Genomic DNA, 23,679 nt, shown 5'->3' on the forward strand with positions numbered 1-23,679 from the left:
ACACATGGCTGACCGCGCTGCTCGCCTGGCCTTCATCTTGAGTCTGACCGACAAGGTCACCGCGCCCCTGGGCAAAGTGAAAATGGGGTTTTCCGACCTTGCCGAAAAGAGCGAAAAAAACATCAAGACGATGGGCCTGGGGCTGGGTGGCATGGTCGGTGCGGGTGTGGCCATTACCGAATCTTTGGCGCCGGCACTGGAGATGAACCGCGCCCTCGGCGAGGTCCGCTCGTTGGGCGTGGCAGAGGATGCGTTGTCCGCACTCAATCAAAAGGCGTTGGAGTTCTCGGTTACCTACGGCGAAAGCGCCCGGGACTTTGTTGCCTCGGCGACCACCGTGGAGGGGGCCATCAAGGGGCTGACCGGCAACCAGTTGGCGGTGTTCACCAATGCTTCCGACGTGATGGCCAAGGCGACCCGGACCGACGCCGAAACGATGGGGCATTACGTGGGCACCATGTACAACCTGTTCAAGGGCCAGGCCGACGCCATGGGCAAGGGCGAATGGGTGGAAAAACTCGGCGGCCAAACTGCGCTGGCGGTGCAGCTGTTTCGCACTGACGGCGCGCAGTTGAAGGACGCGTTCAAGGAAGTCGGCTCGATCGCCACCACCGCCGGTGTGGACCTGGCCGAGCAGTTCGCCGTGATCGGCTCACTCAGCAGCACCATGGAAGGCGGGGACGCTGGCGGCATCTACAAATCATTTTTCGAGAACATCGGCGGTGCTTCGGAAAAGCTGGGAATGAAGTTCGTCGACCAGAACGGCAAGTTGCTGCCGATGCTCGACATCCTTGGCAAGCTCGAGGGCAAGTTTGGCGACCTGAACAGCGCGAGTACCGGGACCAAGCTGATCGAAGCCTTCGGCGGGGAGGGCGCCCGCGTCATCACCGCATTGACCAAGGACACCGATCGCCTGCGCAACGGCATGGACCAACTGGGCAAAGTCCGAGGCCTGGAGAACGCCGAGAACATGGCCAAAGCCATGGTCGATCCATGGCAACAGTTCGCCGCTGCCGTCGAGGCGTTGCGCATTGCCTTCGGCCAGGTGCTGATTCCGATCCTGGCGCCACTCATGGATAAGCTGGTGGGCATCGGGAAAACCCTTAGCCGCTGGACGCAGATTTTTCCGAACATCACCCGCGTGATCGGCATCACCACCCTGACGATTTTGGGGATCGTGGCCAGCATGTCGTTGCTCACCCTTGTGGTCGGGATCGCCAGGACCACTTGGCTTGGGTTGGTCACTGTGTGGAAAGTGGTGCAGCTGCTCAACCTGCGCACCGCTGCAGGTTTCGTCCTGCAAAAGCTGGCCATCTTGGCCTATACCGCCGTGATCTATGGTCTGAGCGCCGGCCTGGCAGTCATTCGGGGCGCCATGCTGCTGTGGCAGGGCGCGATCTGGCTGGTCAACTTTGCCCTGACCGCCAACCCGATCGGCGTCGTGGTGATGGGGATCGCTGCCCTGGTCGCGCTGGTCATCGCCGCCGTCTACTACTGGGACGAATGGACTGCCGCGCTGCTCAACAGCGAGGCGTTCAAGTGGGTCAGTGATCAGTTCAAAACGCTGTCCGACTGGTTCGGCTCCATGGGCGGCTGGTCGAGCATGGCCAAGGGCGCGTGGGACAGCATCGTCGGCGTCTTTTACAAGGCCATCAACAGCCTGATCGAGATGATCAACAGCATCCCGGGCGTGAACATCGAAGCACGTTTTGGCGGCATGCCAGAAGTGCCGGGAGTCGATGCGGCGGTGAGCGCAGCCAACGCCGCCAGCACCGCGCAGAAAACCCAGCAGACCATCAATGCGGCGATCCCCAGCCTTTCGCCGTCGCGGGCCTCCGCTGTGCCCCCGGGCGGGTTGCTGACCAGCATTCAGAACACCAGCAGCCAGAATAAGGGCACCCACGTTGAAAACGTGAACATCCACACCGCCAAGCCGCTGACCCCGCTGGAGCTGGAAAACATGGTCGCGATGGGGGTAGGCGGATGAGTCTCTACATCGATCTGCTGATCACCGGTAACGACCTGACCCTTGACCCCTCCAGTCAGCCGCTGCTGGTGGACGACCGGGCCAGCATCGCCCAGGACATCGGTCACATGATTCGCGAAAGCGGGCTGTTGGTGACGCAGGTCGCCGAGCGCGATCGCTTCCGACAAGCCGACTGCATCCAGCAACTGGAACTGCTGGTTGAGGCGGACGTGCGCCTGGTACCAGGCACCGTGCGGATCCTTGAAGAAGGGAAGGGCCGGTACCTGGTTACCGCCAAAACCGTTGAATTCGGATCTGTCGAGGTAGTGCTGTGAGTGACGTAGATTTCAAACAGGCGTTGAGTGACGCCGGTATTCCGACGACCGAGGCCAAGCTGCGCGCTGCCTGGGAACTGGAAGTCGTCGCCCAGGGCAGCAAGTTGAGCAACACCAGTGCCTGGTCACCGTTCTGGCGGGTGATCACTGCCCTGGTGACCAAGCCGGTCATGTGGCTGATCGACTTTATCGCCGGCACCGTGTTGCCGAACTTCTTCGTGAAGACCGCCACCGGCGCCTGGTTGGACATGTTGGCCTGGGCGGTGAACGTCACCCGCAAGCCAGCGACCAAGGCCGAAGGGTTGCTGCTGTTCACCCGCAGCGCGCTGGCTGGGTTGCTGGAAGTGCCGGCCGGCACTCGGGTGCAGTCGATCGCGATCAACGGCAACGTGTACGAGCTGGTGACGGTGGCAACGGCCAGCTTTGCCGATGGCGAATCCCAGATCCGGGTGTTGGCCCGGGCCAAGCAGGCCGGCAGCGGATTCAATCTCGCACCCGGTTACTTTTCCATTTTGCCGGAGCCGGTGCCCGGGGTGGTCCAGGTGGTGAACGCTGACGGCTGGCTGAGCCAACCCGGCGCCGACACTGAGCCTGACGACGAGCTGCGTTTGCGCGTGCGCAACCAGTTCTCAGCCGTCAACCAATGGCACACCGATGCCGTGTATCGCGCCATGATCGCCGTGTTCCCCGGTGTGCAGCCCGACGGCGTTTACTTTGAGCACAACGCGCCCCGGGGCCCCGGCAGTGCCAACGCGTTCGTGCTGTTCGAAGCCGACTCGCCGGCGGATACCTTCCTGGCTGAAATCAACCACTACATCCGCGACCAGGGCAACCATGGCCACGGTGACGACCTGCTGGTGTTGGAGATGCCCGCCACGCTGCACACCGTGAGGTTGACGGTCTGGCCCAAGGCCGAAGTCGGTGCCGAGCGCTGGCCTGCGCTGAAATCTGACATCGAGCTGTACATCCGTGCCGCGTTTCGTGAGAGCACCGCCAGCGACTACCAGCCAACCCTGACTCACCCCCAATCGCGTTTTTCCTTTAGCCGCTTGGGCGAGGAACTGCACCAGCAATTCCCAGGCATTGATTCGCTGGACTTTGACAACGCGGACATCATTTCAAAGCTGACCATCCCGCGCCTGTCCGGGGTTGAGGTGATGTTGAATGCTTAAGTTGAGCCTCCCGTTCTGGCTGGACGGGCCGGAGCTGGCCAAGCTGAAAGCGGCCGCGCAAGCCTGGTGGATCAAGGTCGAAGACTGGCTGCACTGGCCGTTGCTGCAGATGGACGCCGAGACCTGCCACCTGAGCGTGCTCGATCTGCTGGCCTGGCAGCGCGACATCCAGCGCTTTCACGGCGAGCCCGAAAAGCTCTATCGCCGGCGGGTGAAGTACGCCTTTATCAATGCCGTGGACGCGGGCAGCACCGCTGGCATGGTCCGTATTTTCGAACGCCTGGGCGTCGGTTATGTGGAAATCCAGGAGCGACTGCCGCACCTCGATTGGGACGTGGTCCTGCTGCACTTGTCCGACACGCAGCTGAGCGAAAACCCGGTATTGCTGCGCGTCCTGATGCAGCAATACGGGCGCACGTGCCGGCGTTATGACTTCGTCACGATCACCCCCGTGAAGCTGAACATCGGCGTGGCCGATCTCAACGACGACCAACAAACCCTGATTGCCACCCTGGACGACAGCGCCAGTCGCCTGGTCGTGATCAACGAGCTCGCATTGCTCACCTTTTTGAACAACCCGTTTAGGAGCACCCATGGGAGCTAGCATCACCCTTGCCGGCGAGAGTCTGATTGCCCAGAAGCAAGGCGCTGGGGAGAGGCTCGAGGTTGCTCGCTTCGTCCTGGCGCTTGTGCCAGGCCTTGACCCGAACGCCCCGGTTGATCGCGCCGCTGGCAAGCCGCCAGCGTCGCAGATCGTCTTCACCAAAGCCTACGACCGCAAAGGCTACGTCAGCCCCAATCAGGTGATCTACAGCCTGATGGTGGGCTCCGACGTGGGCGACTGGGACTTTAACTGGATCGGTCTGGAAGCATCGGAAGGCGTGTTGCTCGCGGTCGCGACCGTGCCGGTGCAGCAGAAGCGCAAGAACATTCCGCCGCTGCAGATCGGCAACAACGTCACCCGCAACTTCCTGGTGGAGTTCAACGGTGCCCAGGCACTGACGGGCATCACCGTCGACGCCAGCACCTGGCAGCACGACTTCACGATTCGCCTGAACGGCATCGATCTGCGCGAGCGCTTGAGCAACCGCGACGTCTTCGGTCGTGTCTGCTACCTGGCCGACAGCCTGCAGATGGAACGCAGTTTTGACCTGTACCAGGTGAAAGCGGGCATTGCCTACGTGGAGGGGATTCGCGTCGAGCTGGCTGAGCCGGTCCAGGTGCAACTGCCGGCGCTGCCCGTCAAAGCCTGGCTCGACGTTGCGCTGGCCCGTGAGGGCAGCGACGCGGTCGCCGCGTGGAAGGTGGTGTTCGGTGCCGCGAAGACGGACTACGTCGACAGCAACGGCACCGCGCATTACCTGGTGGAGCTGGCCCAGGTGTCTGTGTCCGAGGACATCACGGATCTGCGCCAAAGCGAGCCGATCACCGGCGCCCTGGTCAAGCAGTTCGCGTTACGCAATGGCGACTACGAAAACCTGCGCGCCCGGGCGACGACCAAAGACGATGTCGACCTGGGCGAGCTGCCCAACGCGAAAAGCGATGACCCAGGCACGGACAGCAGCGAGATTCTGGCGACCACCAAGGCACTCAACGCCCTGCGCAAGGTTATCGCTGATTCGGAGGTCGGTCGTATCGGCACCTTTGCGATGGCCACCCCACCGCCGGGATGGTTTCGGGCCAATGGCGCGGCGGTCTCGCGCACGGTGTATGCCGCGTTGTTCGCCAAGATCGGCACCATTTACGGCGCCGGTGACGGCGTCAACACGTTCAACCTGCCGGACCCACGCGGCAAGTTCATTCGCGTTCTGGATGACGGTCGCGGCATCGACGCCGGCCGGGTATTGGGTAGCTCTCAAGCCGACGAAGTTCGTAACCACAACCACACGGGAAGTGCCAGCGCAGCGGGCGCGCACAACCACACCGCATCAAGCGATGCTCAGGGTTCCCACAGCCACCAGGTGAAAGAAGGGTCAGCGGTCCCGAGCATGCCGGGTGGCGAGATCTTGGCTTCAGGTGATGACGTGACACAGGCGGCCGGCTCTTATTCGACGACCTCCGCCGATGGCTTACACGCCCACAACATCAGCGTGAACGCAGTGGCCGCGCATAGCCACGTCATCACCGTCGGCTATTCCGGGGGCGCGGAAACACGCCCGCAAAACATCGCTTTCCTTGCCTGTATTAAGTACTGAGACCCGTCATGGATACCAAAACCGTCTTTCAAACCGATCACCTGGGCATCTTCACCGGCAAGACCGTGGCCGATCGCTCGCCGCTGGAACCTGATGTTTGGTTGATTCCCGGCGGGTGTGTCGAAGTTGCGCCGCCGGCGGTACCGGAAAGAAAGGCGGCGTTTTGGGATGGTCGACGCTGGCAGTTGGTTGACTCTTATCAAGGACTGACGGCTTACAACATCCTGACCCGTGAGCCCCTGGTCATCGAACGGGCGGGTTCGCTGCCGACCGGTTACACGCTGGAAGTGCCAGGCCCGGGCCAGATCTGGGGCAATGGCCACTGGGTTGACGACATCCCGGCCGTGATCGAGCTGCGCTACGTCGCCCAACTGTCGACGGTCAACACGGCTTGTCTGCAGGAGATCACCGGCGGGTTCTGGTCGTCGGTGTTGGGCGATCGCTTTTTCTACGAGACCCAGCTTCAGGATCAGTTGAACCTGACCAGCATGATTTTGCGCGGCTTTGGTGGCGTATACCCCTGCCAAGATCAAGCCGGGGTGAAGGCCTTTCTGGAACACACCAGCGATCAACTGCGCCAGATCGGCGACGAGTTCACCGACTTTAAACTGCAGCGTCTGCTCAAAGCTAACGACCTCAAGCAGGCCTTGGCCGCGGCGCGGTCGACGTCGGACCTAAACGCACTCAACGCCGTGGTGTGGGAGTCCGCGCCGGTATGAATTGGGCTCCCATCACCATGCGCTGGCCAGAGCAGTCCACCCAGTGGCTCGCCGACCTCGAGGCGGCCAAGGATCTGGCGAACAGCGAACTGACCAGCACCGGGCAACGCTTGGCAAGTCTCGCCGACTTGGCCACCACCTCACCGGGGCCGGTCGGCGCCGCTGCAGAAGCGGCTGTGGCCGCTGGTCGCGCCGGGCTCAGCGATGCCTTGGGCGAGGTGCCGGCCTGCCTGGTGGTGACGCCCTTTCAAAGTGGGGTGGGGCAGGGACGCGGTAACCAGCGTTATCTGTCCGCGCCGAACTTGCTGCAGCAGCTGGGCGAGAAGCTAGAAGACACCGGCGACGACGGTCGTCCTGCCGGGGCGCAATACGCCTTGGCGGTGATGTTCCTGGGCACGCGCTACGACAAGTTCGCGGCGACCTTGTCCCGCTTCAATGCCGTGCTGCCCATGCCCGACCTGCAGCGCGCCGAACGCCGAGCGAAAAACCTGTTCGCGCTGGACGCTGAAAAGTGGGAACTGCCCACCGCCGGAACACTGCCGCGCTGGGGGGCGCTGCCCCTTGAGCGTTGCACTCTGACCAAGGCCGCCACGCAAACCTTGAACAGTCAGCTGTCGGCACTGGAAAGCTACGCGGACAGCTCGCCGATGGCCGATCTGGGGAGGCTGGCTACTCGTAAAGCCAGCCAGGCCCAGGCTCAGGCCCAGCAGATGGCCGACCTCAAATCGCAGTTCGCCGGCGGCACTGCCGACGACACCATGCGCGCCCGCCTGATCGGTCCGGGGAATGCCGCCGAGTTGCGGCACCAGCTGCTGCAGGGCGATGCACCGGGGCACGAGTGGGGATTGTCGGCGGGCGTGCTGCTGGTCGGCTCCCTGAAAGGGTTGGGCTTTGTTCGGGAACTGGTGGGCCTATGACCTTATTGCTCGATGGCGAACAGGTACGCGGCAAAAACCTCAAAGTCACCGCCAACCTGCGAATCGAAAGTGACGATTTGTCCGGACAGACCAGCAACACCGACTCGGCCCACAAAGGGTTTAAGCCCAAGACGCTGGCCGTCACGTTGCTGATCCCCTTTGTCGATGAGTCGCAGCTGCGCAACTTGATGCGCCTGGCCGAGGCGACCGGCACCGGTGGCCAGCTTAAAACCTATCGACTGGTCAACGACACCGCGTCGGCGTTCGGCGTGCGCCAGGTGCAATTTTCCGATGGCGTCAGCGCCCGGGAGGACGACTCGCTTCGCGCCTGGCTCGTTCAATTCACTCTGTCGGAAAAGCTTTCCAACCCCGAGCGGGTCGAGACGCGTCGAGCGTCCAAGGATGTGACGCAACAAGGCGCCCCGGGGCAGTCAGTGACTGCACCAGGTGCAGCTGAAACCGGCGCACCAGGACAGGAGCTGAGCGGCTTCGAAGCCACCCTGAAAAAGTTGGATAACTACCTGGGCGGTGGGGCATGAGCATGAAGCTGCACAAGGTGCTAACCATCGGTGGCGTGGTCTATCCCCTGATCGCCGATGACGTTCGCCTTGAACTGCGCACCCCCGGCCGCGCCACGCTGACGATTCAAGCGGCAGCGCCGGTGAAGGGGCTGGTGACGCTGGATATCGGCTACAACGACAGCCCGCTGCAGCGCCACTTCATCGGCTATGTCGAGCGTTGCACACCGTCCAACGTGATCGAGCAAGTGCTGTTCTGTCGTGAACTGGCGGCGATCCTGGCCAACCCTTTGCCGCTCAACCTGCGCCATGCGGATCTGACGACTGTGCTGGGCGAGATCAACCAGAAAACCGGGTTGAGCTTTCGAGTGCCGGACAAGGCCTACGCCAAAGTCAAAGCCCCGTTCTTCTACAACCTGGCCGCCGGCTACCAGGCGATGGACAGCCTGGCCCGGGTGTTCGGGATCCCCGACTTTATCTGGCAACAGCAAGGCGACGGCGAAGTGTTTGTGGGCAGTTGGGCTGACGGTTTTTTCGGTTCCCGATCGCCGCTGCAGCTGCCCGTCGAACTGTTCAATGGCTACCAAAACAATCAGAGCGCGATGATCGCGGCCCTTCCCGGGTTGCGACCAGGTGCATCCATCAACCAAGGCGAGCGGATCACCAACGTGACACTCACCGGCAACCAAATGGCGATCCGATGGAAGACGCAATCCGCCGTAGCGTAGAGCGGCAATTTCCCGAACTCACTGGCGGTTATCACCTGCCGCGCTTCGCCCGTGTGGTGGGTGTGGCCGATGCTCCCGCCGGCGCCGGGATCTGCGACGACTTCCGTCCGCGCTTTGCGGTGGACCTCGAACTGTTGGGTGAGGACGACGAGCCGGATCCGGACTTGCCGGTACTGGCCGGCGTGCCGCTGCCCATGCCCATGGGCGGCGATGAGATGGGCTTTTTCGCGTTCCCTGAAGAAGGTACACGGGTCGTCGTGTCTTTCGCCTACGGCCTGCCAAGCAAGCCGTTTATCCAGGCGATCCTGCCGCACGGCCTGAGCCTGCCGAAGGTGCCGAAAGGTGACCAGGTGTGGCAGCACAGCGAAGCCGCCCAGCAGCGCGCCGATGCGGACGGCAACTGGCTGCGCCAGACCGATGGCCGGATTTTGGACAAGTCGATCGAGCGCGAGGTTGAGAGCCTGAGCAACGTCGAGCGCTACCAGAGCAGCACGGTGGAGGTGGACAACCATTCGACTGAGTCGGTCGGGGGCATCAAGACGATCGAAGCGATCGGCGCGCTCAAGCTGCTGTCCGGCGGATCCGTCAGCCTGGCCGCGCTGGATGACCTGCACCTGGCCAGCGGGCGCGACCTCAATCAGGTGGTGGGCCAAAAACTCAATCTGACGGTGGGAGGCGAGATGCTCGAGCGCATCGAAGGCGCCCGCCGCAGCATCGCCCCCAAGACCTGGCTGGGTTCTGAGTCGGTGAACGTACTGCAGGTGCTGTGCGATCTGATCGACCTGGTCACGCAGATGAACACCGAACTGGCGGCCCACGTCCACGGACCGAGCCCAGTTCCCGCCAACGCTGCTAGCTTCACTACCAACGCCGGTACCGGCCTACAGCTTACTGGGCAGCTCAAGCCCATCACCGGAGCCTAATTTGGAACTCAAGAGTTTCTTTGCACAGGATGACCTGGGCAACGCGTTGCCCGCTGCGACCTGCTACCTGTACGAGCGCGGTACCGAGAACATCGTGTTTGGTTTGCGTAAGAGCAACGGCTTAGGGTTGCTCAACCCGTTCCTGGCCGATGCAAACGGACTGGCGCAGTTTGCCGCGCCGAACGGGCTGTATGACCTGCGCATCACCAAAGGTAAACGGGATTACCGTTTGCCTGTCCAGTTCTTGGACGTCAGCGAATCCCTGGCCGAAGCGAATGGCGCGGCGTTACGCGCAGAATCGGCAAGAGACGCTGCCCAGTTGGCCGCCGGCGTGAAAGCCAGCACGGCGGAAGGGTTGCGCACGACGACCGACGGCATGTTCTTCACCGTGGTTTCACCCGAGAACGCCCAGTCGCTGATTCTGTTTAAAAATGAAGCGGGGGTGGCGGTTGAGCAAACGCGGTACCCGAGTTCGACCGCCGTCGAAACGATCAATAGCTTTGTACAGAGCAAATTCAAAGTTCAGAGCGTCAATGACACATTGGTTGCTGTGCGTGACTCTGCTGGACATGAAACGTGGATGGGCATCAACAACCGGGATGGCGGGCCGAGCAATTGGGCGCTGAAAATGTTGTACAAGTACCTGGGCGTCAAACCGGCGTATGTCCCGGGCCTGCTGTATGCGTTTCCTGATGCCCTGGGGCGCCTGACTGATTTGTCGATCCGCGATACTGACGGTCAGGTGCCGGACTGGGTGATTTTTCGTTGGGCAAAGCGGCTGAAACCGCTGATCGGTAGTGACGACAGCCATCCCAAAACTGCTTACAACAACATTGCCAACCTGCCTAAGTTGCGAATGAAGCAAGGCCAGATTCGCGCCGGTGTGCCTGGGGTAAAGCTGTACCTGAAAATCATCGGCGACTCCTATTCCGCCAGCCACAACTTCTACATGAACGACCTCACCCGGTTTTTAGCCAAAGACTTTGGCTTTGGCGGTTCGGGTTACATCGGCTTCAACCACGGCTCGTCCCTGGGCACGAAAAACTTCTTGTACACCAATGGCAGCCTTACTTACTTCGGCGGCAGCTGGACGCTGTCGCCATTGGGCGCGGCCAGTCCCGATAACAGGACGATCAAGGCGGGGGCTGCCGGTGATTACGTGAGTATCACCGCCTTCGACACCGCGGATATCTCGACCGCCGCGACGCTGGCGAAGCTGCTGTTCCTGGGCGATGGCGCGAGTTCAACCCTGCGGTATCGCTGGGGTGATGCCCTGGAGTGGAACACGCTGTCGCTGTCCGGGGTGGGTCCCCAGCAATTGGCCTTCCCGGTGTTGCCTGCCGGCAGCAATTGGAAGTTCCGCATGGAAGTCGTCACCGGCACGCCGACGCTGTTTGGCATCTACACCGAAAACAGTGCGTCGGGGGTGGTCGTCTCCAAGTGCGCGGCCAGCGGTTCGGCATCGGGTGACTGGTACAAGAACGATGCGACCTGGTTAACGCAGCAGAAGACCGCCACGGGCTTCATTCCTGCTGACGCCGTGCTGGTGATGCTGGGCGGCAACGATCAGGGCGCATCGGTTACGCCGGCGACCTTTCTCGCCAACCTGCAGGGCGTGGTCGCGACTCACCTGGAAGTCCATCCCGGGGCGTCCTTCATCGTCGCCATGCGTTGGGACACCACGCGATCCAGTCAGTACCCCATGAGTGCCTACACCAAGCTCGCCGCCGCTTGGTGCTGGACGCAGGGCATTGCCTTTATGGACATGCAATACGCCGCCATGGGCGACCCCGCGAAGTACGCCAGCACCGGCCAAACCCCGCTGATCAGTGATGACAAGATCCATCCGGATCCGGCGAAGGGCGCCCCAGTGATTTCTGAATTTTTCTACACCGCCCTGCGCTGAACGCAGTAAGGAGCATCAAATGTTTTCTCTCGTGATTAGCGCACCTGGTGTGTTGTCCAACCCGCTGCCCGATACGCCGACCATCCCTGATGTGCAGTCGAACATCATCTACGAGCTCGATGCAGCGAGCCTGGCCGCACTGGCCGACGGCGCCGCCGTAGACACCTGGCTGGCAAACGGGCCGGCACCGATCGTCAACCGCACCTTCAACTTCCAGTACACGGGCTGGGGGAAACCGACGTTTTCGCTGACCGGCGGGCCAGGGGGTAACCCTGCCGTTTTATTTGACGGGACACAGCAGATCGGAAACGGCGCGGGCACGGTGGCAGTCGCGCAGTCGATGACGTATGCGATGGTCGTGAAGGCATCTGTCTTTGCGGCGAATCAGGCGCGTCTGATGGCTTCGGGCGCCCAGATCCTCGCACCAGGTGCGAATGGCTTTTATGAAAGTATCTCGGCGGCCAGTCGACTGGAAAGCGGTGATAAATCGACAGAGTGGACGGTCATCCTCGCCGTGTTCGACGGACCCACGTCCAAAATCAAAGTCGGCACCAGCCCCATCGTCGAAGGCGCGACCGGTGTGTCTCTCAGCGGACGAAATATTCTGGGCGGGCAAGGATCGGCGCTGGCCACAGCGGGATTGGTGGGTGGATACGCCTTTATCAGGACTTACGATCGAGCGCTGAACAATTCGGACATTGAAGCAGCCTCAATCGAGCTTCATCGAGCCTACGTGATTCCTTAAACTCACGTCAGGCCCCGCATCGCCGGGGCCTTTTAACTCGTAACAGCAGGCGCCGTTACGCCTCAATATTTCTACTGCTAAGCTGAAGCCTCCACGGAGGATCCGCTATGCCCAACTCAGACCTGCTCCCTTCTCTGCTATTCAAAATCAACGAAAATCAGCTTGCTCTTGAGGCTGCCATCATGGAGCTGACGCTTTGGGTTGAGCAGCGCGGATCAGACGAGGTCGGCGGCAATGTCCGTGCGGCCCTGCAAACGATCGACAGGAATGAGGAATTCATCAAGATGAGCCTCGCTGTACTCATGGTGCCGGAGTGAGAACTTGCGGGCAGCAATCGGGTAGAAGCTGAACAACGCATGTATGAGCTTCCGCCGTAAACGGTGAGTTACGCTTTTCCATTTAGCAAGATACGCACGTAGGTGTTGCCTTGCGCGCTGATTCGCCCGGTTCCCGACTCTTGCATCTACTGTGCTTTTAGGAACATTCGATACTATGGATTACTCGGAGATTGAAAAATTGACTTCCATTCTTGGTGGCGGTGTTGGCGCTATGCTAGGCGTAGGGATAATATATTTACTCATTAAGTCCTATCTCCCTTCATATTTGTCTGAAAAAGCAAAGAATCTTGCATCGAAAGAAGATATAGAGTTAATTACAGAAAAAGTTGAGTCGGTGAAGTCGGACTACACCCACCTGTTAGAGGAGATTAGAAGCAGTTATCAATTGAAATTTGCGGCCATAGAACGTGAGAAAAACACCAAAAAAGAAGTGTACATGGATGCGGTCGAATCTATAACGCGGTGCCAAAATTTAATAACTAGATTTTGCAATCTGAATTTTAATGAGGATGATATCACCTCGAGTATGAGTGTTGATGCGGGGAAAATAGCAAAAATTCACGTGGTAGGTGACAAGGAAACTGTAAAAGCTGTTACCGAGTTCATGGCTGGAATTGGAAAGTCTTTTTTAGATTTGATGCTTAAAAGAAGTGAATTGATGCTGAGAAAAAATTCAATCCATATATATGAGTCTTTGCGAGATCGAGCGCAGCAGGAGATTGATAGATATGTAGAGATTATGAAGAGTCTAAACTTGCAGGGGAGTACAGATCAATCTCTATGGGCTACAGTGAATAGCAGTATAGAGTTCGAGCGGGAGCAGCGTGACAAACATCAAGCGGAGCTTGATGCGCATTGGAGTATTCAGAGTAAGGAGCACATAGAGTTCACCAGAGAGTGTATGGACAGATATTTTGAAATCTCTATGCTGCTCCCTCCAGCTGTTTTGGCTATCAGAAGAGAACTTGACCTAAATATAGAGAGTGAGGATTATCTGGATATTATTAATGCAAATATGGAGGAGGGTAAGCGGGTATTTAAAGACTTTTTGCAACGGGTGGGTCAAGGTGTTGCCTAATTAATACTCTTCAGTGCCAGACGCTCCCACATGGTAAAGTTCGCGTTAGTGAAGGCTGCTTCGGCTCGATAGCGGCCCTTGGCGTCTGGTTGAATCACAGCCAAGAGCGACCATTCGATCGAAACGGCGCAAGCGATACGAACTAAAAGTCAACATCGTCAGGTATCAATAGGGCGTCTTTTATTTGGAGATCGACTTCTGTAAGTATTTGAGTGACTAATTGAGCAAGTTCTAGTACTTCGTCGAATGTAAAGATGCGCTGCTTGCCCGAAAATGTTTTACCGTTTCTGTGCACGATGTCATGCCTGGCAGCAACGGATTTCTTTAATTCGGGTATGTCGTTTTCCGGGAAATTTACTAATAAAACTTCTTGGTAAATTTTTACTGCAATATCTACATTGTGAAAACTTGTTTGGTCTATCGCGTTGTTAATTTCTTTGTCTAGTCGTTCTAGTTTTCTGAAGATGTCTTGTATTTTTATTTTTTCTTCGAAGAATTTTTCATGCTCTACGTATTTTCTTTTTATTGTTGGATTTTTTGATATCAGCTTTTTTAACGTATCGGATAGATAGGTTTCCATTGCTGTGATAATGCCCGCAAATAGAAGCTTTGCAATCGTCGGGTTTTCTTGTGTTGTATGGATGATGTCTTCTGTTTCAGAGGTCGAAGTAAGATATATGTTGAAAAGGTTGGTTCTTTCTTGGTGATGCTCAATCAGATCTACAAAAACATCGGTGCTGCCAGCTCTTACCAAATCGGTACAGTCTTGAACCGCGAGGACGTCATTAGGAAGGAATTGAAATAGTGCAACGGCCAAACATTCGTCCGTAGTACAAGGAAAGCTTTGATTTCTGTCGGAATACCATTTGTTAACACATAAAAGGTAATCAATTATTGGGTCGCCGTATATGTCCTCTCCATCATAAAGATATGTATCTAGTTTGTTGTTTTCTATCTGTTTTAATTTTTCAATCCAGTCGTCAAGACTCATATCGTTTACGATGCGAATTAGTTCTTCTGCTTCTTTCGGGAAGTAATCTTTTGCATATTCAAGATCAGCCAGAACAAGCGGCAGCTCTTGCTGGAATTCAAGCTCTAGCGAATTTCGATCCCACCCATTTAGGGCCAGCCTCCTTCTGAGGTTTTCGGCGGAAGTAATATAAAGATACTTCTTTTTTTCAGATTCCGCATCCTGAACTATAACTCGATCTGATTTTTTGAAGTACCACTCAGAGAAACAGAGGCTGGAGTTTTCGTGGACTTGGTAGTTTCCGATTTTTACGTTATACCAACTGGACATACATACTCCTTGTGTCTGAGTTTTCGTTTTGCGTGGCGTTGCTTATACTTCTCCAATTAGCTTTAGCTTTTCAAATAGTATTGCTAAAGCGGGCGCTCTTGCGCGAATATCAATGATGTTCATGCAGCCATATAATTGATCGTTCAGTCCGTTGTTGTCGAAAAAATAGTGCTGGAATAAAAAAGTGCTTTCCATTTTGCCTTTTGGATTGAAGGTGTTATGAATCGCTTCAGTTTCAATGATCTTCTTCATCATTGCATATTCGGGATAAAGTTGCCTTGGCTCTCGCTCGGTTACTTCGGATGCATACGCAAGACTACCAATATAGTCGGGAGGGGAAACTCCGCAGCTGCAAAGTATGTTTCCTAGGTTGATGTTCTTGAATACGTGCAAAAAGCTATTAAAGTACATTCCTTGCCAATGCATTCTTACAACTGCTTTGTGAATGTCTTCGTTAAGGGCCTCGAATATTGCATTAAAGTCGGTTGCAGTATTGGCTAGCTTTGTTATGCATGTTGATAGATTTGAAATTTCGGTTTCGTCACCGGTTTTTACTTGCTCTATTGTTTTTTGCATTTTTTCTATGAGTGCTTTACTTTCGTTTACTAAGACTGTTTGCCTCTCGGTTGTTTTGTTCTTATGATATTGATGGAAGCCTAGATAGAATGCGCCGGCAGTTGCGAATTGTGCTATTGCATTGATAACGTCGATAAGCTTAATTGGCCCCCAGAACTCCGAAGGAAAAAATATATATGCAATTTCTATTATTAAGACTGAGCAGAACACTGCGATAATTATGTTGGTTTTGTTTAGTTTTCTTTTTATAGCACTAGGTTTCTCGTACAGCATCAACTATGTCCTTTTTGGCTTTTGCTACATGTACTTAACAAAGTAGTGACAACGTAGCATTTTTAGCCCTGTCGGCACCACCAAGACTGCGCATAAGCGCAGCCATCAATGTATTCAATGCCACTTAGCACGAAACCGGTTACTGCCATTCCTGCAAGCGTTGCGTCCATCAACGGTGGCAAAGGATCCGGATCTAAGGGCATGCCCACTTCCACACGGGCGATATTCGTTGCACGCCCCAGCTCCTTACTGACCGTTGAACTCACCATCACATTGCCCTTAATCGCAGGATAGTGGCGCCTGGCTTTCGGATCGAGGGCAATGCCGTATTGGCGCATCGGAGTGATTAGTACGTGCATGGGATGGCCCTATTCCTCGCGATCAAAATCAAGGAGTGATTCCACGGCAAAAGCCAATGCCCCATCCGCCAATTCCAGCAAATCGCTTAAATCGTTGTTATCAATAATCTGACTCCGGTGCATCACATGGGCCTGCCTAAGCAGCATTTTGTGGTGGGCACCGGGCATCCTCAGTAGCGCTACGTCATCGCGTAGCATGGTTTTCCAGTGCGCCATTGCTGTCGACTTGGTGGTCAAGGATTCGGCCGATTTTTTGTTCATGTGTCGCACCATGCGTGAGGTAATAGTACTGTATGCATAGACAGTATAGCGCTATGTTCCCATTGGCCAGTTTCCTCCGATGAATGACAACCAGGACGGTGGGTCAGCCGAGGATCGAAAATTTTAGAGGGTAAGAAAAAAACTGCTGAAAAAGCACTTATCCCCCTCCCGCCGACGGGCTTCGCGTCTTTTTTTTGTGCAACTTCGAAAGTAGTGCAAACGTCACTGCTGCCCATGCCTACCATGGGCTCTATGGGGTAATTGGAGATTTCATTGAGAGCAAGGTTTTGCAAAAAAATGAAAAAAGGTCGCATCGCAAGGGTGTGATCGGGAGGTATAGATAGGATTTTTGAAGGCCTGGTTTAAAAGGGTGTAGCTTTCAAAACTGGTGTTTTTTGATGTTTTAATTTTTTGAATAGCGCACACCGACTCGTTACAGATATGTGTCGGGGTAATTGCTAATCGGCGCACAGGCCTAGCTGGTCGTGGCTTTCAGGCGATCTTGACCATTGCACACCACGTCAGCGCGAAAACTTAGGAACCCCACGATGGAAATACACGCGCAAAAGCGAAGGGCGATCGAATGCGATATAGCGACTGCGCTGAACCCTAAAGGGCAAATGACAGAGCTTCAGGCGTTGAAGGAGCTCGAGTTCATGGAGCGGCTATACAGGGAGGTAAGGAAGCCAAGTGGTGGGAAGGTGTACCTGTCGGCCGCCGCTAACACGAGTTTTTTAAGGTTGGTAGATGCGTTAGACGAATACCTACCCAGCAAAGATCTTGTGAGTGACATAGAGGTTTTCAGAGCGTGCAAGGCCGTCTTGGGCAAGCTTTGCGAGGAAGGCCATCGAAAAGTAGACGTAGAGTCCTTCATTTCTGCCGTTGAGGAACTCGTCGCTGTGACCATTGAGACACATAGGTTTTACACGACCTTGGACGGTCTAGAATTCGAAGATTTCACAGAGCTCAGGATAGGTCGACTGGTAATACAAAGGCCAGATTTGGCCATTCTTCAGGGGAGCGAAGCGCACTCAGAGACACGTGATCATCTCTGGAAAAGGGTGGATCGTGGTCTATGGATAACTGAGGACATCACGGGGAGCCGCGAAGAATGCGAGCGACGTTTTTTTGAAAGCGTTAGATCTGTCTGCGGGCTACTTTCGCTGTCGTTCACCATGGCCGCGGATTGGGGCGCCAATGGCATACGGCTCACTCCATGCATGGAAGCTCGTGCTAGACCCAGCACCTCCAGCTGGTTCTCTTTCCCCACTAATTCCAAGGTTCTGTGCGTCAGTTCCTCTTGGAAAGGCGCCCAAGTTTTGCCTCTCAAAAACATTGTAGCGGCCGATCTTTTAGACAGGGACTGGTTCCAGAATTTGACGCAAATAATTCAGGGTGGTGGTCAGTCTGAGGTAGAGCAGGCAGTCCGACGCGGAATTTACTGGTTTTTTGACGCTCAGCTGGACACCTCGCTTGAAATGCAGATGGTTAAGTTCTGGAGCTGCATAGAGTGCATTTTTTCGTTCCTGGGCGTAGAGACGACAAAATCAATAAAAAACGGAATGACTGGGATGCTTATCCTAGGGGGGTACAGGCTCGTCGATCCCAAAGACAAGACGCGTTTGCGTAAGGAAATCGATCAGCTGTACAAGCTTCGTTGTGGTGCGGTACATGACGCAAAACACAACCATGTGACAGAGCGGGATGTCGCTACGGTAAGCAAATGGGCTGCTTGGGTAATGATCGAGGTCGCGGGTCTGGCTGCCGCCGGATTTCAAACCAGGGCACAGATTAAGATTCAAACTGACTATTGGTTTGAACTGCTCCGAGAGCAGGGCACCCCAGCGAAAGCGAAAGAAAAATGCCCTACGTGCGGTAGCCTTATTCAGGACGAGTCATGAGCTATCACTGGCTACGCAGTGTCCACATTGTGTCCACAGGTGCCGGGCATTTATTCGGAAAATGATTGAGAATATCCCGGAAAGCACTGATTTAGAGAGGTGTATCTCGCATCCGTGGGGTTTATGGGTTGATAGGAAATCAACTCACTCATGACGCTATTCCTTGTATGAAAGTTGGGCAGACGTTACGCACCGCCGCAAGCCAGGTAAAGCGCCGTGACTGACCCGCCAGTCACCGTTTCCACGCCGGGCAAGCGTAACCCGCCACTCCCGCCGTGCATTCTTCTCCTTATAGGAGAGGGCGTGAAGCCGGAGATTGGCAGGTTTGCCATCGCCCGGAATCGACAGGAACAACTAAAACGCTAAGCGCATGAAAATTCTGCAAAAAAAGTTTGCCATCAGAAAAGCTTTCGACTACATTAGCGCGCCTCGACAGACAGAACATGTTTGACGAGATACGGTGAAGTGTCCGAGTGGCTTAAGGAGCACGCCTGGAAAGTGTGTATACAAGAAATTGTATCGAGAGTTCGAATCTCTCCTTCACCGCCAAATTCGATGTAACCAGAACCCCTGATTTCGAGAGAAATCAGGGGTTTTGTGGTTTTTGGCGTTAGAATTTGAATCATGACTCCGTTGTTGGCTCAAGCGAATGAGCGAAGTCACTTCTGAAAATGATGTAGGAATAGTGAGAGGCGTGTGGGAAGTAATGCAGGAACGCCAGGCGGATGGGGGCTTCTGTAGGTTCAAGCGCCACAAATGAGCCATCTCGGAAGGGGCATTCGTTTTGCACCTATGGGGTACAAAATGAATCAAAGGGCAGCGCATATGGCGCCCCCCACTATCCGGAATGGACAGACGTACGTTATGCAGGAAATGACCATGAAACAGGCAGAGCTGGAAAAGGTTCATGTGGAAATCGTCAAGCTGATGGCTGAGCAGCGAAAGCTGAACGCTGAAGCCGGCAAGATGACCCTTGAAACCTTTTGGTATCCAGTGGCGGTTGCGACGGGACTGATAGGCACGGTGGCAACCATCACGACGGTGTTGATCAAGCTTCTTTGACTCTGCCAATACGCCTGAAGATTAGCGATACATGAGTTTCGAAGCCCAGCGCCACTGCTGGGTTTTTTTGTTTTCAACGATTGGCCGCCTAGGAATAATGCGCGCCTGAATGAAGAGGGAATCCCCATGATCACGACCACCACCCACACCATCGAAGGCCGCCAAATAACCGCTTACCTGGACATCGTCAGCGCCGAGTCGGTGCAGGGCGTTAACGTGATCCGCGACATGTTCGCCGGTATGCGGGACTTTTTCGGTGGGCGTTCTCAGACGCTGGAGCGGGCGTTGAAGGAGGCAAGGATTCAGGCGACCGAGGAGATCAAGGAGCGGGCACGGGCGCTTCAGGCGGATGCGGTGGTCGGGCTCGATTTTGAGATCAGCATGCCGGCCGGCAAAGGCGGGATGGTCGTAGTGTTTGTGACCGGGACGGCGGTCAAGCTGAGGTGAGTGAGGCCTGAAGTCTGTTTAATCGCCAGTGGGTTATGTAGGAAGCGGCGTGGTCCATTCGTCGGGCATGCGGAAATCTGAATTACAAGTCCGGTAATGACCGGCTAGTCTCAAAAGCCTTGGTGGTCGATATTTTTCAGGCAATCGGGGTTGCCGGTATCGATCCCGCTTTGAGAGGGGAAGAGCTATGGCTGATCCGTATATCGAAGACGACGGGGCAGAATTTCCAATCAACAATTGCGTGCAGTGCGGCCAGACGGAGTATGTGGCGGGCTTTGGTGAGGATCAGCTCGAGACCAGCAAAGTGAAATCCGCAGCGACCAAAGTGTTCAAATCCAAATTCAGGCCCAAAGTGGTGCCACCCACGAAGTAACGATCAACCGGACGAACCCCGCCAATGAGTGGGGTTTTTTATTTTTAGAGGGGCTCGACACTCGGAAATGGCCCACAGACCGACGTTAATTTTCCTGTTGATGTTTTTTCACAAAGTTTTCACACCCGCCTACGTAGTCTCAGCTCATCCGTTAGAAAGCAGTACCCTAGCCCGTTCCCCAGCGGGCTTTTTTTTGCCTGTCATAAAACCTTTTCCATAAAAGCTGTCCAACCGTCGCCAATTGCGAGAAGGGGGGCGATTTTGTGTGGACGTTTCCTCCTCGAAAGCATTCAATCCCCGGCTTTTCGGTATTCCCTATTTTTGAGGTTTTTCGTCATGCGTTTAACACTGCCTGCTCTGGCTCTGGGACTTCTGGTGACTCAAGGTGCGATGGCTGCCGGTGATGGCACTGCTGCGATCGGTGGTGGTCTGGGTGGTGCGTTGGGTAACGTCGTCGGCCAGAGCATGGGCGGCAGCACTGGCGCGGCAATCGGCGCGGGTGTTGCGGGCGCAGCCGGCAGCGCGGTAGCCGCACGCAAAGGCAGCCGCACCAAAGCGGCCATTGGTGGCGGTGTCGGCGCGGCCGGTGGTTCGGTAATCGGCAATAGCCTGGGCGGCAAGACCGGTTCGACCATCGGCGCTGGCTTGGGCGGCGCATTGGGCGGCGGCGTGGGCAGCAATCTGGCCAAAGGTCACAAGCGCCACTGATCCCGATCGATCGGACCGAAAAGCCCGGCTAAATGCCGGGCTTTTCGTATCTGGATGTTTCTTTTTCACTGACTTCGAATTTATAGCTGTCCAACCTTCATCGCTGGCCGGATTCAGTGAGTGCAGGTGCTAGACTCACGCCCATCCGCAAGGCGTACTTTCACCCCCGATGCGGAATTTGAGGTTCATATCATGCGTTTGACATTGTCCACGTTGTTTCTCGGACTTTTGGTCGCTCAAGGTGCAATGGCTGCCGGTGACGGCACTGCGGCAGTTGGCGGTGGTATTGGCGGTGCACTCGGTGACGTAGTTGGGCGGCAAATGGGCGGCAGCACAGGCGCAGCGATCGGCGCTGGTGTCGGCGGCGCCGCAGGTAGCGCAGTCGGCGCGCCCAAGGGCAGCCGGACAGCGGCGGCCGTTGGCGGCGGATTAGGCTCGGCGGGCGGATCGGTGATCGGCAACAGCCTTGGCGGTTCTACCGGGTCTACTATTGGCGCAGGCCTCGGTGGCGCAGCGGGCGGGGCAGTGGGCAACAATCTTGGTACCGACAGCGGCGGCTCTCATTCCGGCGGCGGCCACAAGCATAAACACAAAAACAAACACAGAAATAAAAATCACTGATTCGAAATAGAGTGATTCCAGAAACCCGGCCCAGGCCGGGTTTTTCGTATCTGACTGCAGCGCTCCGGAACGTTTGGCCCCAGGCCGCCTCGAACGTCATACACCCCAAACGTTATGAGGACTGCCATGACTCCTGAAACCGAAGGCAAAGAAGAAAAAGGCCCGAGTGGGCTTCCTTTCATCAATGACCCTGGCAATGAAGATCCGGGTTCCTTGATGGATGACGCGACAGTACCGCTCAACGATTCCGATGACGCCGGCGATGTGGGAAACCTCGAATATGAAGAAGAGGAAGAAGACGAAGACTGACCTGCGTGGTCGAGCAATCTACCGATCGTCCCTCTGATCGAACGCGAGCATTGCCTAGCCCTCGAAATTTCAGGGCCTGCTTTTCAGGCCCCTCGAGAGGTGCTTTATGAACGCTGATCCGAAAGTCGACGATGTCGACGATACCCCTGAATACCCGCTGCCTTCGCCCACCGACTCCTTGAGTCGCGATCAGCGTCCGCCTGACGACGACACTGCGGTGGAGCAAGTGCCGACTGATGATGTGAAGCGCGGCGATGTCGAGGCGATCCCCGAAGATCCGGACATTGCTGGTAACGATGGCTCCGGTGAACCCAGCTGAAAAACCATTTGTCGGTTGAGCGGCACCTTTAAAAAGCCAACGCTGCCAGAAATCAGGTACGCACCTTTTTAAGGAGATGCACCATGATCAGGTCAAAATTGATGGTCCTGACGGTGAGCGGCGTGTTGTCGATCAGTTCAATGGCGGCGTTTGCTCAATCTTCCGGCGCGCCGGTTGATAAGGGCGGGATGCCGCCGTCTACTGAAATGAATGCGGGTTCGGGAGATGGGAAGGCGCTGCCGCCTGGCTCTATTGGCGGAGGGAATGCGGGTGATGCGAACGGGAGTAGCACAAGCCCGGGGGCGGGAAGCGGGTCGATGAGCGGTGGAAGTTCGACTGGGAGCGGTTCTGGCGGTGGGTCTGGAGGATCCGGTAGTTCTGGTGGTTCAGGAATGAGTGGTGGAGGGAGCGGTGGGAGTTCGGGGAGTGCGGGAGGAGGGACGGGGAGTGCTGGGGGTGGGACTGGTGGTTCGGGTGGTTAGCCAGGTTGTTATTCAATAATCAAAGCCCAGCAACGAGCTGGGCTTTTGTTGAATTGGCGAGCAGATTGTAAAAATTGATGGGTGAAGTTGGCTAATGTTCCTTGTTGATCAAATTCTGAGCACCATTTATCTCTTCGATAAGTGATCGAATCGTATCGGCCTTTGAGTACACAAATGGCGCGTCCCAGTCGTAACCCTTGATAACTCTGATTTGAAAAGAACCGTTTACATCGAATGAGGGATACCAGCCGACATCTAGCAAGTGTGTGCCTTGATAATCCACCTGAAGCATGTCTTCTTTCAGTAAGTCGGTCTGATTTGAGAGATCGATATTTTTCAATACGGAAAGCTCATCGTAAGTGATTTTTCCCGTGATGAATGTTAGGTCAATCACTTTGTCAGTCTCCTATATTCGATCTCTGAAATTGGATGTCCATGAATCGTTCTGGCACTTAGCTCGATCCGAATCCATTGGCTGGGTTTTCCTTCGCTAGCACCTATGTCGGTCTCGTACTCTTTGATTTTCCAAGATTTTCCATTAGTCGAGATAGTCGACGTATTAAATAAATCTGTCCCCTTAACTCTCTCCTGGTGGTTCGGGTGGGTAAATCCAATTTGTTATTGGAAGATTAGCCCAGTTTTAACTGGGCTTTTTCAGTAAAGGTGTATGGCTAGCTTCAACTGCCCTTTAATTTGTCGCTCGGGCTTTTATTTTTGTACGGGTTGGTTTTTATGGTCCCTAGCACCCCATGCTAATGCGCTAATGATTCGAGCCAGCGCTTATAGAAATCCCTTTGTTCTTGTATGTCATTTGTGATATCTGTCTCTTCGAAATCGAAGATATTAACCACGTCTTCTGTATCAGTTGGTTGTCCCATATGAAGTTCATACGCAACTATTCCTCCAGCCATTTGCGATGCCATGCGTGATGGATGCACATTGAGTTTGGCACCTTTGCATAGAAAATTTATCTCTGGAAAGTCGGCTCGTAATAGCCCAAAGCATTCGTAAAGATCTTGAGCTGTGTAAGTTTTACTCAGGCCACTTTTCATTTTGAACGCTAACGTCAGATTTTTCCGGTCGCATTCGATTGAGGTTTTTTCAGTAACTCCGCAGGTGTTTATGGAGATTTCTATCGTTTTTTTCAT

Annotated in this window: 28 protein-coding genes and 1 tRNA gene; 23 read left to right on the top strand and 6 right to left on the bottom strand. The window is 55.6% G+C overall.

The genetic code is table 11. The features are described from left to right. The first annotated feature begins 4 nt into the window (after positions 1-4). The 14 genes from ACA049_RS09415 (at position 5) to ACA049_RS09480 (ending at position 13,540) form a co-directional block, all read left to right on the top strand. Positions 5-1,987, top strand: a complete 1,983-nt coding sequence (locus tag ACA049_RS09415) for a phage tail tape measure protein (RefSeq protein ID WP_497334867.1) — start codon at positions 5-7, stop codon at positions 1,985-1,987. Beyond that, complete coding sequence (locus ACA049_RS09420) at positions 1,984-2,301, top strand: DUF2590 family protein (RefSeq protein ID WP_497334869.1); 318 nt, start codon at positions 1,984-1,986, stop codon at positions 2,299-2,301. Before ACA049_RS09415 ends, ACA049_RS09420 begins: the two co-directional genes overlap by 4 nt. Then, complete coding sequence (locus tag ACA049_RS09425; protein ID WP_497334871.1) at positions 2,298-3,473, top strand: baseplate J/gp47 family protein; 1,176 nt, start codon at positions 2,298-2,300, stop codon at positions 3,471-3,473. Before ACA049_RS09420 ends, ACA049_RS09425 begins: the two co-directional genes overlap by 4 nt. Beyond that, positions 3,466-4,077 (top strand): phage tail protein, encoded by a 612-nt coding sequence (locus tag ACA049_RS09430; RefSeq protein WP_497316701.1) that lies wholly within the window; start codon positions 3,466-3,468, stop codon positions 4,075-4,077. Before ACA049_RS09425 ends, ACA049_RS09430 begins: the two co-directional genes overlap by 8 nt. Continuing rightward, positions 4,067-5,668: a phage tail-collar fiber domain-containing protein gene (locus ACA049_RS09435; protein ID WP_497334873.1), complete on the top strand. Its 1,602-nt coding sequence runs from the start codon at positions 4,067-4,069 to the stop codon at positions 5,666-5,668. The genes ACA049_RS09430 and ACA049_RS09435 overlap by 11 nt, the downstream gene beginning before the upstream one ends. 8 nt (positions 5,669-5,676) lie before the next feature. Then, positions 5,677-6,387, top strand: a complete 711-nt coding sequence (locus tag ACA049_RS09440) for a phage tail protein (RefSeq protein WP_497334875.1) — start codon at positions 5,677-5,679, stop codon at positions 6,385-6,387. Next, positions 6,384-7,304, top strand: a complete 921-nt coding sequence (locus tag ACA049_RS09445) for a hypothetical protein (protein ID WP_497334877.1) — start codon at positions 6,384-6,386, stop codon at positions 7,302-7,304. Before ACA049_RS09440 ends, ACA049_RS09445 begins: the two co-directional genes overlap by 4 nt. Then, positions 7,301-7,843 carry a baseplate complex protein gene (locus tag ACA049_RS09450; RefSeq protein ID WP_497334879.1) on the top strand — a complete coding sequence of 181 codons (543 nt, stop codon included), beginning with the start codon at positions 7,301-7,303 and terminating at the stop codon, positions 7,841-7,843. The genes ACA049_RS09445 and ACA049_RS09450 overlap by 4 nt, the downstream gene beginning before the upstream one ends. Beyond that, positions 7,840-8,550, top strand: a complete 711-nt coding sequence (locus ACA049_RS09455; RefSeq protein ID WP_497334881.1) for a hypothetical protein — start codon at positions 7,840-7,842, stop codon at positions 8,548-8,550. The genes ACA049_RS09450 and ACA049_RS09455 overlap by 4 nt, the downstream gene beginning before the upstream one ends. Then, on the top strand, positions 8,523-9,473 hold the full coding sequence (locus tag ACA049_RS09460) for a hypothetical protein (RefSeq protein ID WP_497334883.1): 951 nt from the start codon (positions 8,523-8,525) through the stop codon (positions 9,471-9,473). The genes ACA049_RS09455 and ACA049_RS09460 overlap by 28 nt, the downstream gene beginning before the upstream one ends. Position 9,474: 1 nt before the next feature. Then, entirely contained in the window at positions 9,475-11,379 is a 1,905-nt protein-coding gene (locus ACA049_RS09465) for an SGNH/GDSL hydrolase family protein (RefSeq protein WP_497334885.1), read from the top strand. Positions 11,380-11,398: 19 nt separating this feature from the next. Beyond that, positions 11,399-12,124: a hypothetical protein gene (locus ACA049_RS09470; RefSeq protein WP_497334887.1), complete on the top strand. Its 726-nt coding sequence runs from the start codon at positions 11,399-11,401 to the stop codon at positions 12,122-12,124. Between the two features lie 107 nt (positions 12,125-12,231). After that, complete coding sequence (locus tag ACA049_RS09475; RefSeq protein WP_497334889.1) at positions 12,232-12,441, top strand: hypothetical protein; 210 nt, start codon at positions 12,232-12,234, stop codon at positions 12,439-12,441. A 175-nt stretch (positions 12,442-12,616) separates the two neighbouring features. Continuing rightward, positions 12,617-13,540 carry a chromosome segregation ATPase gene (locus ACA049_RS09480; RefSeq protein ID WP_497334891.1) on the top strand — a complete coding sequence of 308 codons (924 nt, stop codon included), beginning with the start codon at positions 12,617-12,619 and terminating at the stop codon, positions 13,538-13,540. Positions 13,541-13,682: 142 nt separating this feature from the next. Here ACA049_RS09480 and ACA049_RS09485 read toward each other — a convergent pair whose 3' ends face one another. The 4 genes from ACA049_RS09485 to ACA049_RS09500 form a co-directional block, all read right to left on the bottom strand. Continuing rightward, a complete protein-coding gene (locus ACA049_RS09485) occupies positions 13,683-14,840 on the bottom strand; it encodes a HEPN/Toprim-associated domain-containing protein (RefSeq protein ID WP_497334893.1) in 1,158 nt (385 codons plus the stop codon). 42 nt (positions 14,841-14,882) lie between these two features. Continuing rightward, complete coding sequence (locus ACA049_RS09490) at positions 14,883-15,689, bottom strand: hypothetical protein (protein WP_497334895.1); 807 nt, start codon at positions 15,687-15,689, stop codon at positions 14,883-14,885. A gap of 62 nt (positions 15,690-15,751) precedes the next feature. After that, positions 15,752-16,048 carry a hypothetical protein gene (locus ACA049_RS09495; protein ID WP_497334897.1) on the bottom strand — a complete coding sequence of 99 codons (297 nt, stop codon included), beginning with the start codon at positions 16,046-16,048 and terminating at the stop codon, positions 15,752-15,754. A gap of 9 nt (positions 16,049-16,057) precedes the next feature. Continuing rightward, on the bottom strand, positions 16,058-16,309 hold the full coding sequence (locus ACA049_RS09500) for a hypothetical protein (protein WP_497334899.1): 252 nt from the start codon (positions 16,307-16,309) through the stop codon (positions 16,058-16,060). A gap of 548 nt (positions 16,310-16,857) precedes the next feature. Here ACA049_RS09500 and ACA049_RS09505 point away from each other — a divergent pair. From ACA049_RS09505 to ACA049_RS09545, 9 genes are all read left to right on the top strand, one after another. Continuing rightward, on the top strand, positions 16,858-18,210 hold the full coding sequence (locus tag ACA049_RS09505) for a hypothetical protein (RefSeq protein WP_497334901.1): 1,353 nt from the start codon (positions 16,858-16,860) through the stop codon (positions 18,208-18,210). 459 nt (positions 18,211-18,669) lie between these two features. Then, positions 18,670-18,759, top strand: a tRNA-Ser gene (locus tag ACA049_RS09510). A 330-nt stretch (positions 18,760-19,089) separates the two neighbouring features. After that, a complete protein-coding gene (locus ACA049_RS09515; RefSeq protein ID WP_497334903.1) occupies positions 19,090-19,272 on the top strand; it encodes a hypothetical protein in 183 nt (60 codons plus the stop codon). 126 nt (positions 19,273-19,398) lie between these two features. Beyond that, positions 19,399-19,719: a YbjQ family protein gene (locus ACA049_RS09520; protein ID WP_497334905.1), complete on the top strand. Its 321-nt coding sequence runs from the start codon at positions 19,399-19,401 to the stop codon at positions 19,717-19,719. A 187-nt stretch (positions 19,720-19,906) separates the two neighbouring features. Then, on the top strand, positions 19,907-20,092 hold the full coding sequence (locus tag ACA049_RS09525; protein WP_497334907.1) for a hypothetical protein: 186 nt from the start codon (positions 19,907-19,909) through the stop codon (positions 20,090-20,092). Between the two features lie 336 nt (positions 20,093-20,428). Then, a complete protein-coding gene (locus tag ACA049_RS09530; RefSeq protein ID WP_497334909.1) occupies positions 20,429-20,800 on the top strand; it encodes a bacteriocin in 372 nt (123 codons plus the stop codon). 192 nt (positions 20,801-20,992) lie between these two features. Further along, positions 20,993-21,421, top strand: coding sequence for a glycine zipper domain-containing protein (locus tag ACA049_RS09535; protein WP_497334911.1), 429 nt, complete (start codon positions 20,993-20,995; stop codon positions 21,419-21,421). A gap of 126 nt (positions 21,422-21,547) precedes the next feature. Next, positions 21,548-21,730, top strand: coding sequence for a hypothetical protein (locus ACA049_RS09540; protein WP_438660683.1), 183 nt, complete (start codon positions 21,548-21,550; stop codon positions 21,728-21,730). 106 nt (positions 21,731-21,836) lie between these two features. Beyond that, entirely contained in the window at positions 21,837-22,049 is a 213-nt protein-coding gene (locus tag ACA049_RS09545) for a hypothetical protein (protein WP_109628803.1), read from the top strand. 573 nt (positions 22,050-22,622) lie between these two features. On the opposite strand, the gene ACA049_RS09550 is transcribed toward ACA049_RS09545, so the two are convergent. Further along, complete coding sequence (locus ACA049_RS09550; RefSeq protein WP_497334913.1) at positions 22,623-22,925, bottom strand: hypothetical protein; 303 nt, start codon at positions 22,923-22,925, stop codon at positions 22,623-22,625. 358 nt (positions 22,926-23,283) lie between these two features. Then, a complete protein-coding gene (locus ACA049_RS09555; protein WP_497334915.1) occupies positions 23,284-23,679 on the bottom strand; it encodes a hypothetical protein in 396 nt (131 codons plus the stop codon).

Source organism: Pseudomonas sp. LBUM1662 (assembly GCF_059695915.1).

Excerpts from the sequence above, each read along its gene's own strand:
- ACA049_RS09415 (WP_497334867.1), top strand. The coding sequence starts at position 5 with ATGGCTGACCGCGCTGCTCGCCTGGCCTTCATCTTGAGTCTGACCGAC.
- ACA049_RS09420 (WP_497334869.1), top strand. The coding sequence starts at position 1,984 with ATGAGTCTCTACATCGATCTGCTGATCACCGGTAACGACCTGACCCTT.
- ACA049_RS09430 (WP_497316701.1), top strand. The coding sequence starts at position 3,466 with ATGCTTAAGTTGAGCCTCCCGTTCTGGCTGGACGGGCCGGAGCTGGCC.
- ACA049_RS09435 (WP_497334873.1), top strand. The coding sequence starts at position 4,067 with ATGGGAGCTAGCATCACCCTTGCCGGCGAGAGTCTGATTGCCCAGAAG.
- ACA049_RS09440 (WP_497334875.1), top strand. The coding sequence starts at position 5,677 with ATGGATACCAAAACCGTCTTTCAAACCGATCACCTGGGCATCTTCACC.
- ACA049_RS09445 (WP_497334877.1), top strand. The coding sequence starts at position 6,384 with ATGAATTGGGCTCCCATCACCATGCGCTGGCCAGAGCAGTCCACCCAG.
- ACA049_RS09450 (WP_497334879.1), top strand. The coding sequence starts at position 7,301 with ATGACCTTATTGCTCGATGGCGAACAGGTACGCGGCAAAAACCTCAAA.
- ACA049_RS09455 (WP_497334881.1), top strand. The coding sequence starts at position 7,840 with ATGAGCATGAAGCTGCACAAGGTGCTAACCATCGGTGGCGTGGTCTAT.
- ACA049_RS09460 (WP_497334883.1), top strand. The coding sequence starts at position 8,523 with ATGGAAGACGCAATCCGCCGTAGCGTAGAGCGGCAATTTCCCGAACTC.
- ACA049_RS09470 (WP_497334887.1), top strand. The coding sequence starts at position 11,399 with ATGTTTTCTCTCGTGATTAGCGCACCTGGTGTGTTGTCCAACCCGCTG.
- ACA049_RS09475 (WP_497334889.1), top strand. The coding sequence starts at position 12,232 with ATGCCCAACTCAGACCTGCTCCCTTCTCTGCTATTCAAAATCAACGAA.
- ACA049_RS09480 (WP_497334891.1), top strand. The coding sequence starts at position 12,617 with ATGGATTACTCGGAGATTGAAAAATTGACTTCCATTCTTGGTGGCGGT.
- ACA049_RS09485 (WP_497334893.1), bottom strand. The coding sequence starts at position 14,840 with ATGTCCAGTTGGTATAACGTAAAAATCGGAAACTACCAAGTCCACGAA.
- ACA049_RS09490 (WP_497334895.1), bottom strand. The coding sequence starts at position 15,689 with ATGCTGTACGAGAAACCTAGTGCTATAAAAAGAAAACTAAACAAAACC.
- ACA049_RS09495 (WP_497334897.1), bottom strand. The coding sequence starts at position 16,048 with ATGCACGTACTAATCACTCCGATGCGCCAATACGGCATTGCCCTCGAT.
- ACA049_RS09500 (WP_497334899.1), bottom strand. The coding sequence starts at position 16,309 with ATGAACAAAAAATCGGCCGAATCCTTGACCACCAAGTCGACAGCAATG.
- ACA049_RS09505 (WP_497334901.1), top strand. The coding sequence starts at position 16,858 with ATGGAAATACACGCGCAAAAGCGAAGGGCGATCGAATGCGATATAGCG.
- ACA049_RS09515 (WP_497334903.1), top strand. The coding sequence starts at position 19,090 with ATGAAACAGGCAGAGCTGGAAAAGGTTCATGTGGAAATCGTCAAGCTG.
- ACA049_RS09520 (WP_497334905.1), top strand. The coding sequence starts at position 19,399 with ATGATCACGACCACCACCCACACCATCGAAGGCCGCCAAATAACCGCT.
- ACA049_RS09525 (WP_497334907.1), top strand. The coding sequence starts at position 19,907 with ATGGCTGATCCGTATATCGAAGACGACGGGGCAGAATTTCCAATCAAC.
- ACA049_RS09530 (WP_497334909.1), top strand. The coding sequence starts at position 20,429 with ATGCGTTTAACACTGCCTGCTCTGGCTCTGGGACTTCTGGTGACTCAA.
- ACA049_RS09535 (WP_497334911.1), top strand. The coding sequence starts at position 20,993 with ATGCGTTTGACATTGTCCACGTTGTTTCTCGGACTTTTGGTCGCTCAA.
- ACA049_RS09540 (WP_438660683.1), top strand. The coding sequence starts at position 21,548 with ATGACTCCTGAAACCGAAGGCAAAGAAGAAAAAGGCCCGAGTGGGCTT.
- ACA049_RS09545 (WP_109628803.1), top strand. The coding sequence starts at position 21,837 with ATGAACGCTGATCCGAAAGTCGACGATGTCGACGATACCCCTGAATAC.
- ACA049_RS09555 (WP_497334915.1), bottom strand. The coding sequence starts at position 23,679 with ATGAAAAAAACGATAGAAATCTCCATAAACACCTGCGGAGTTACTGAA.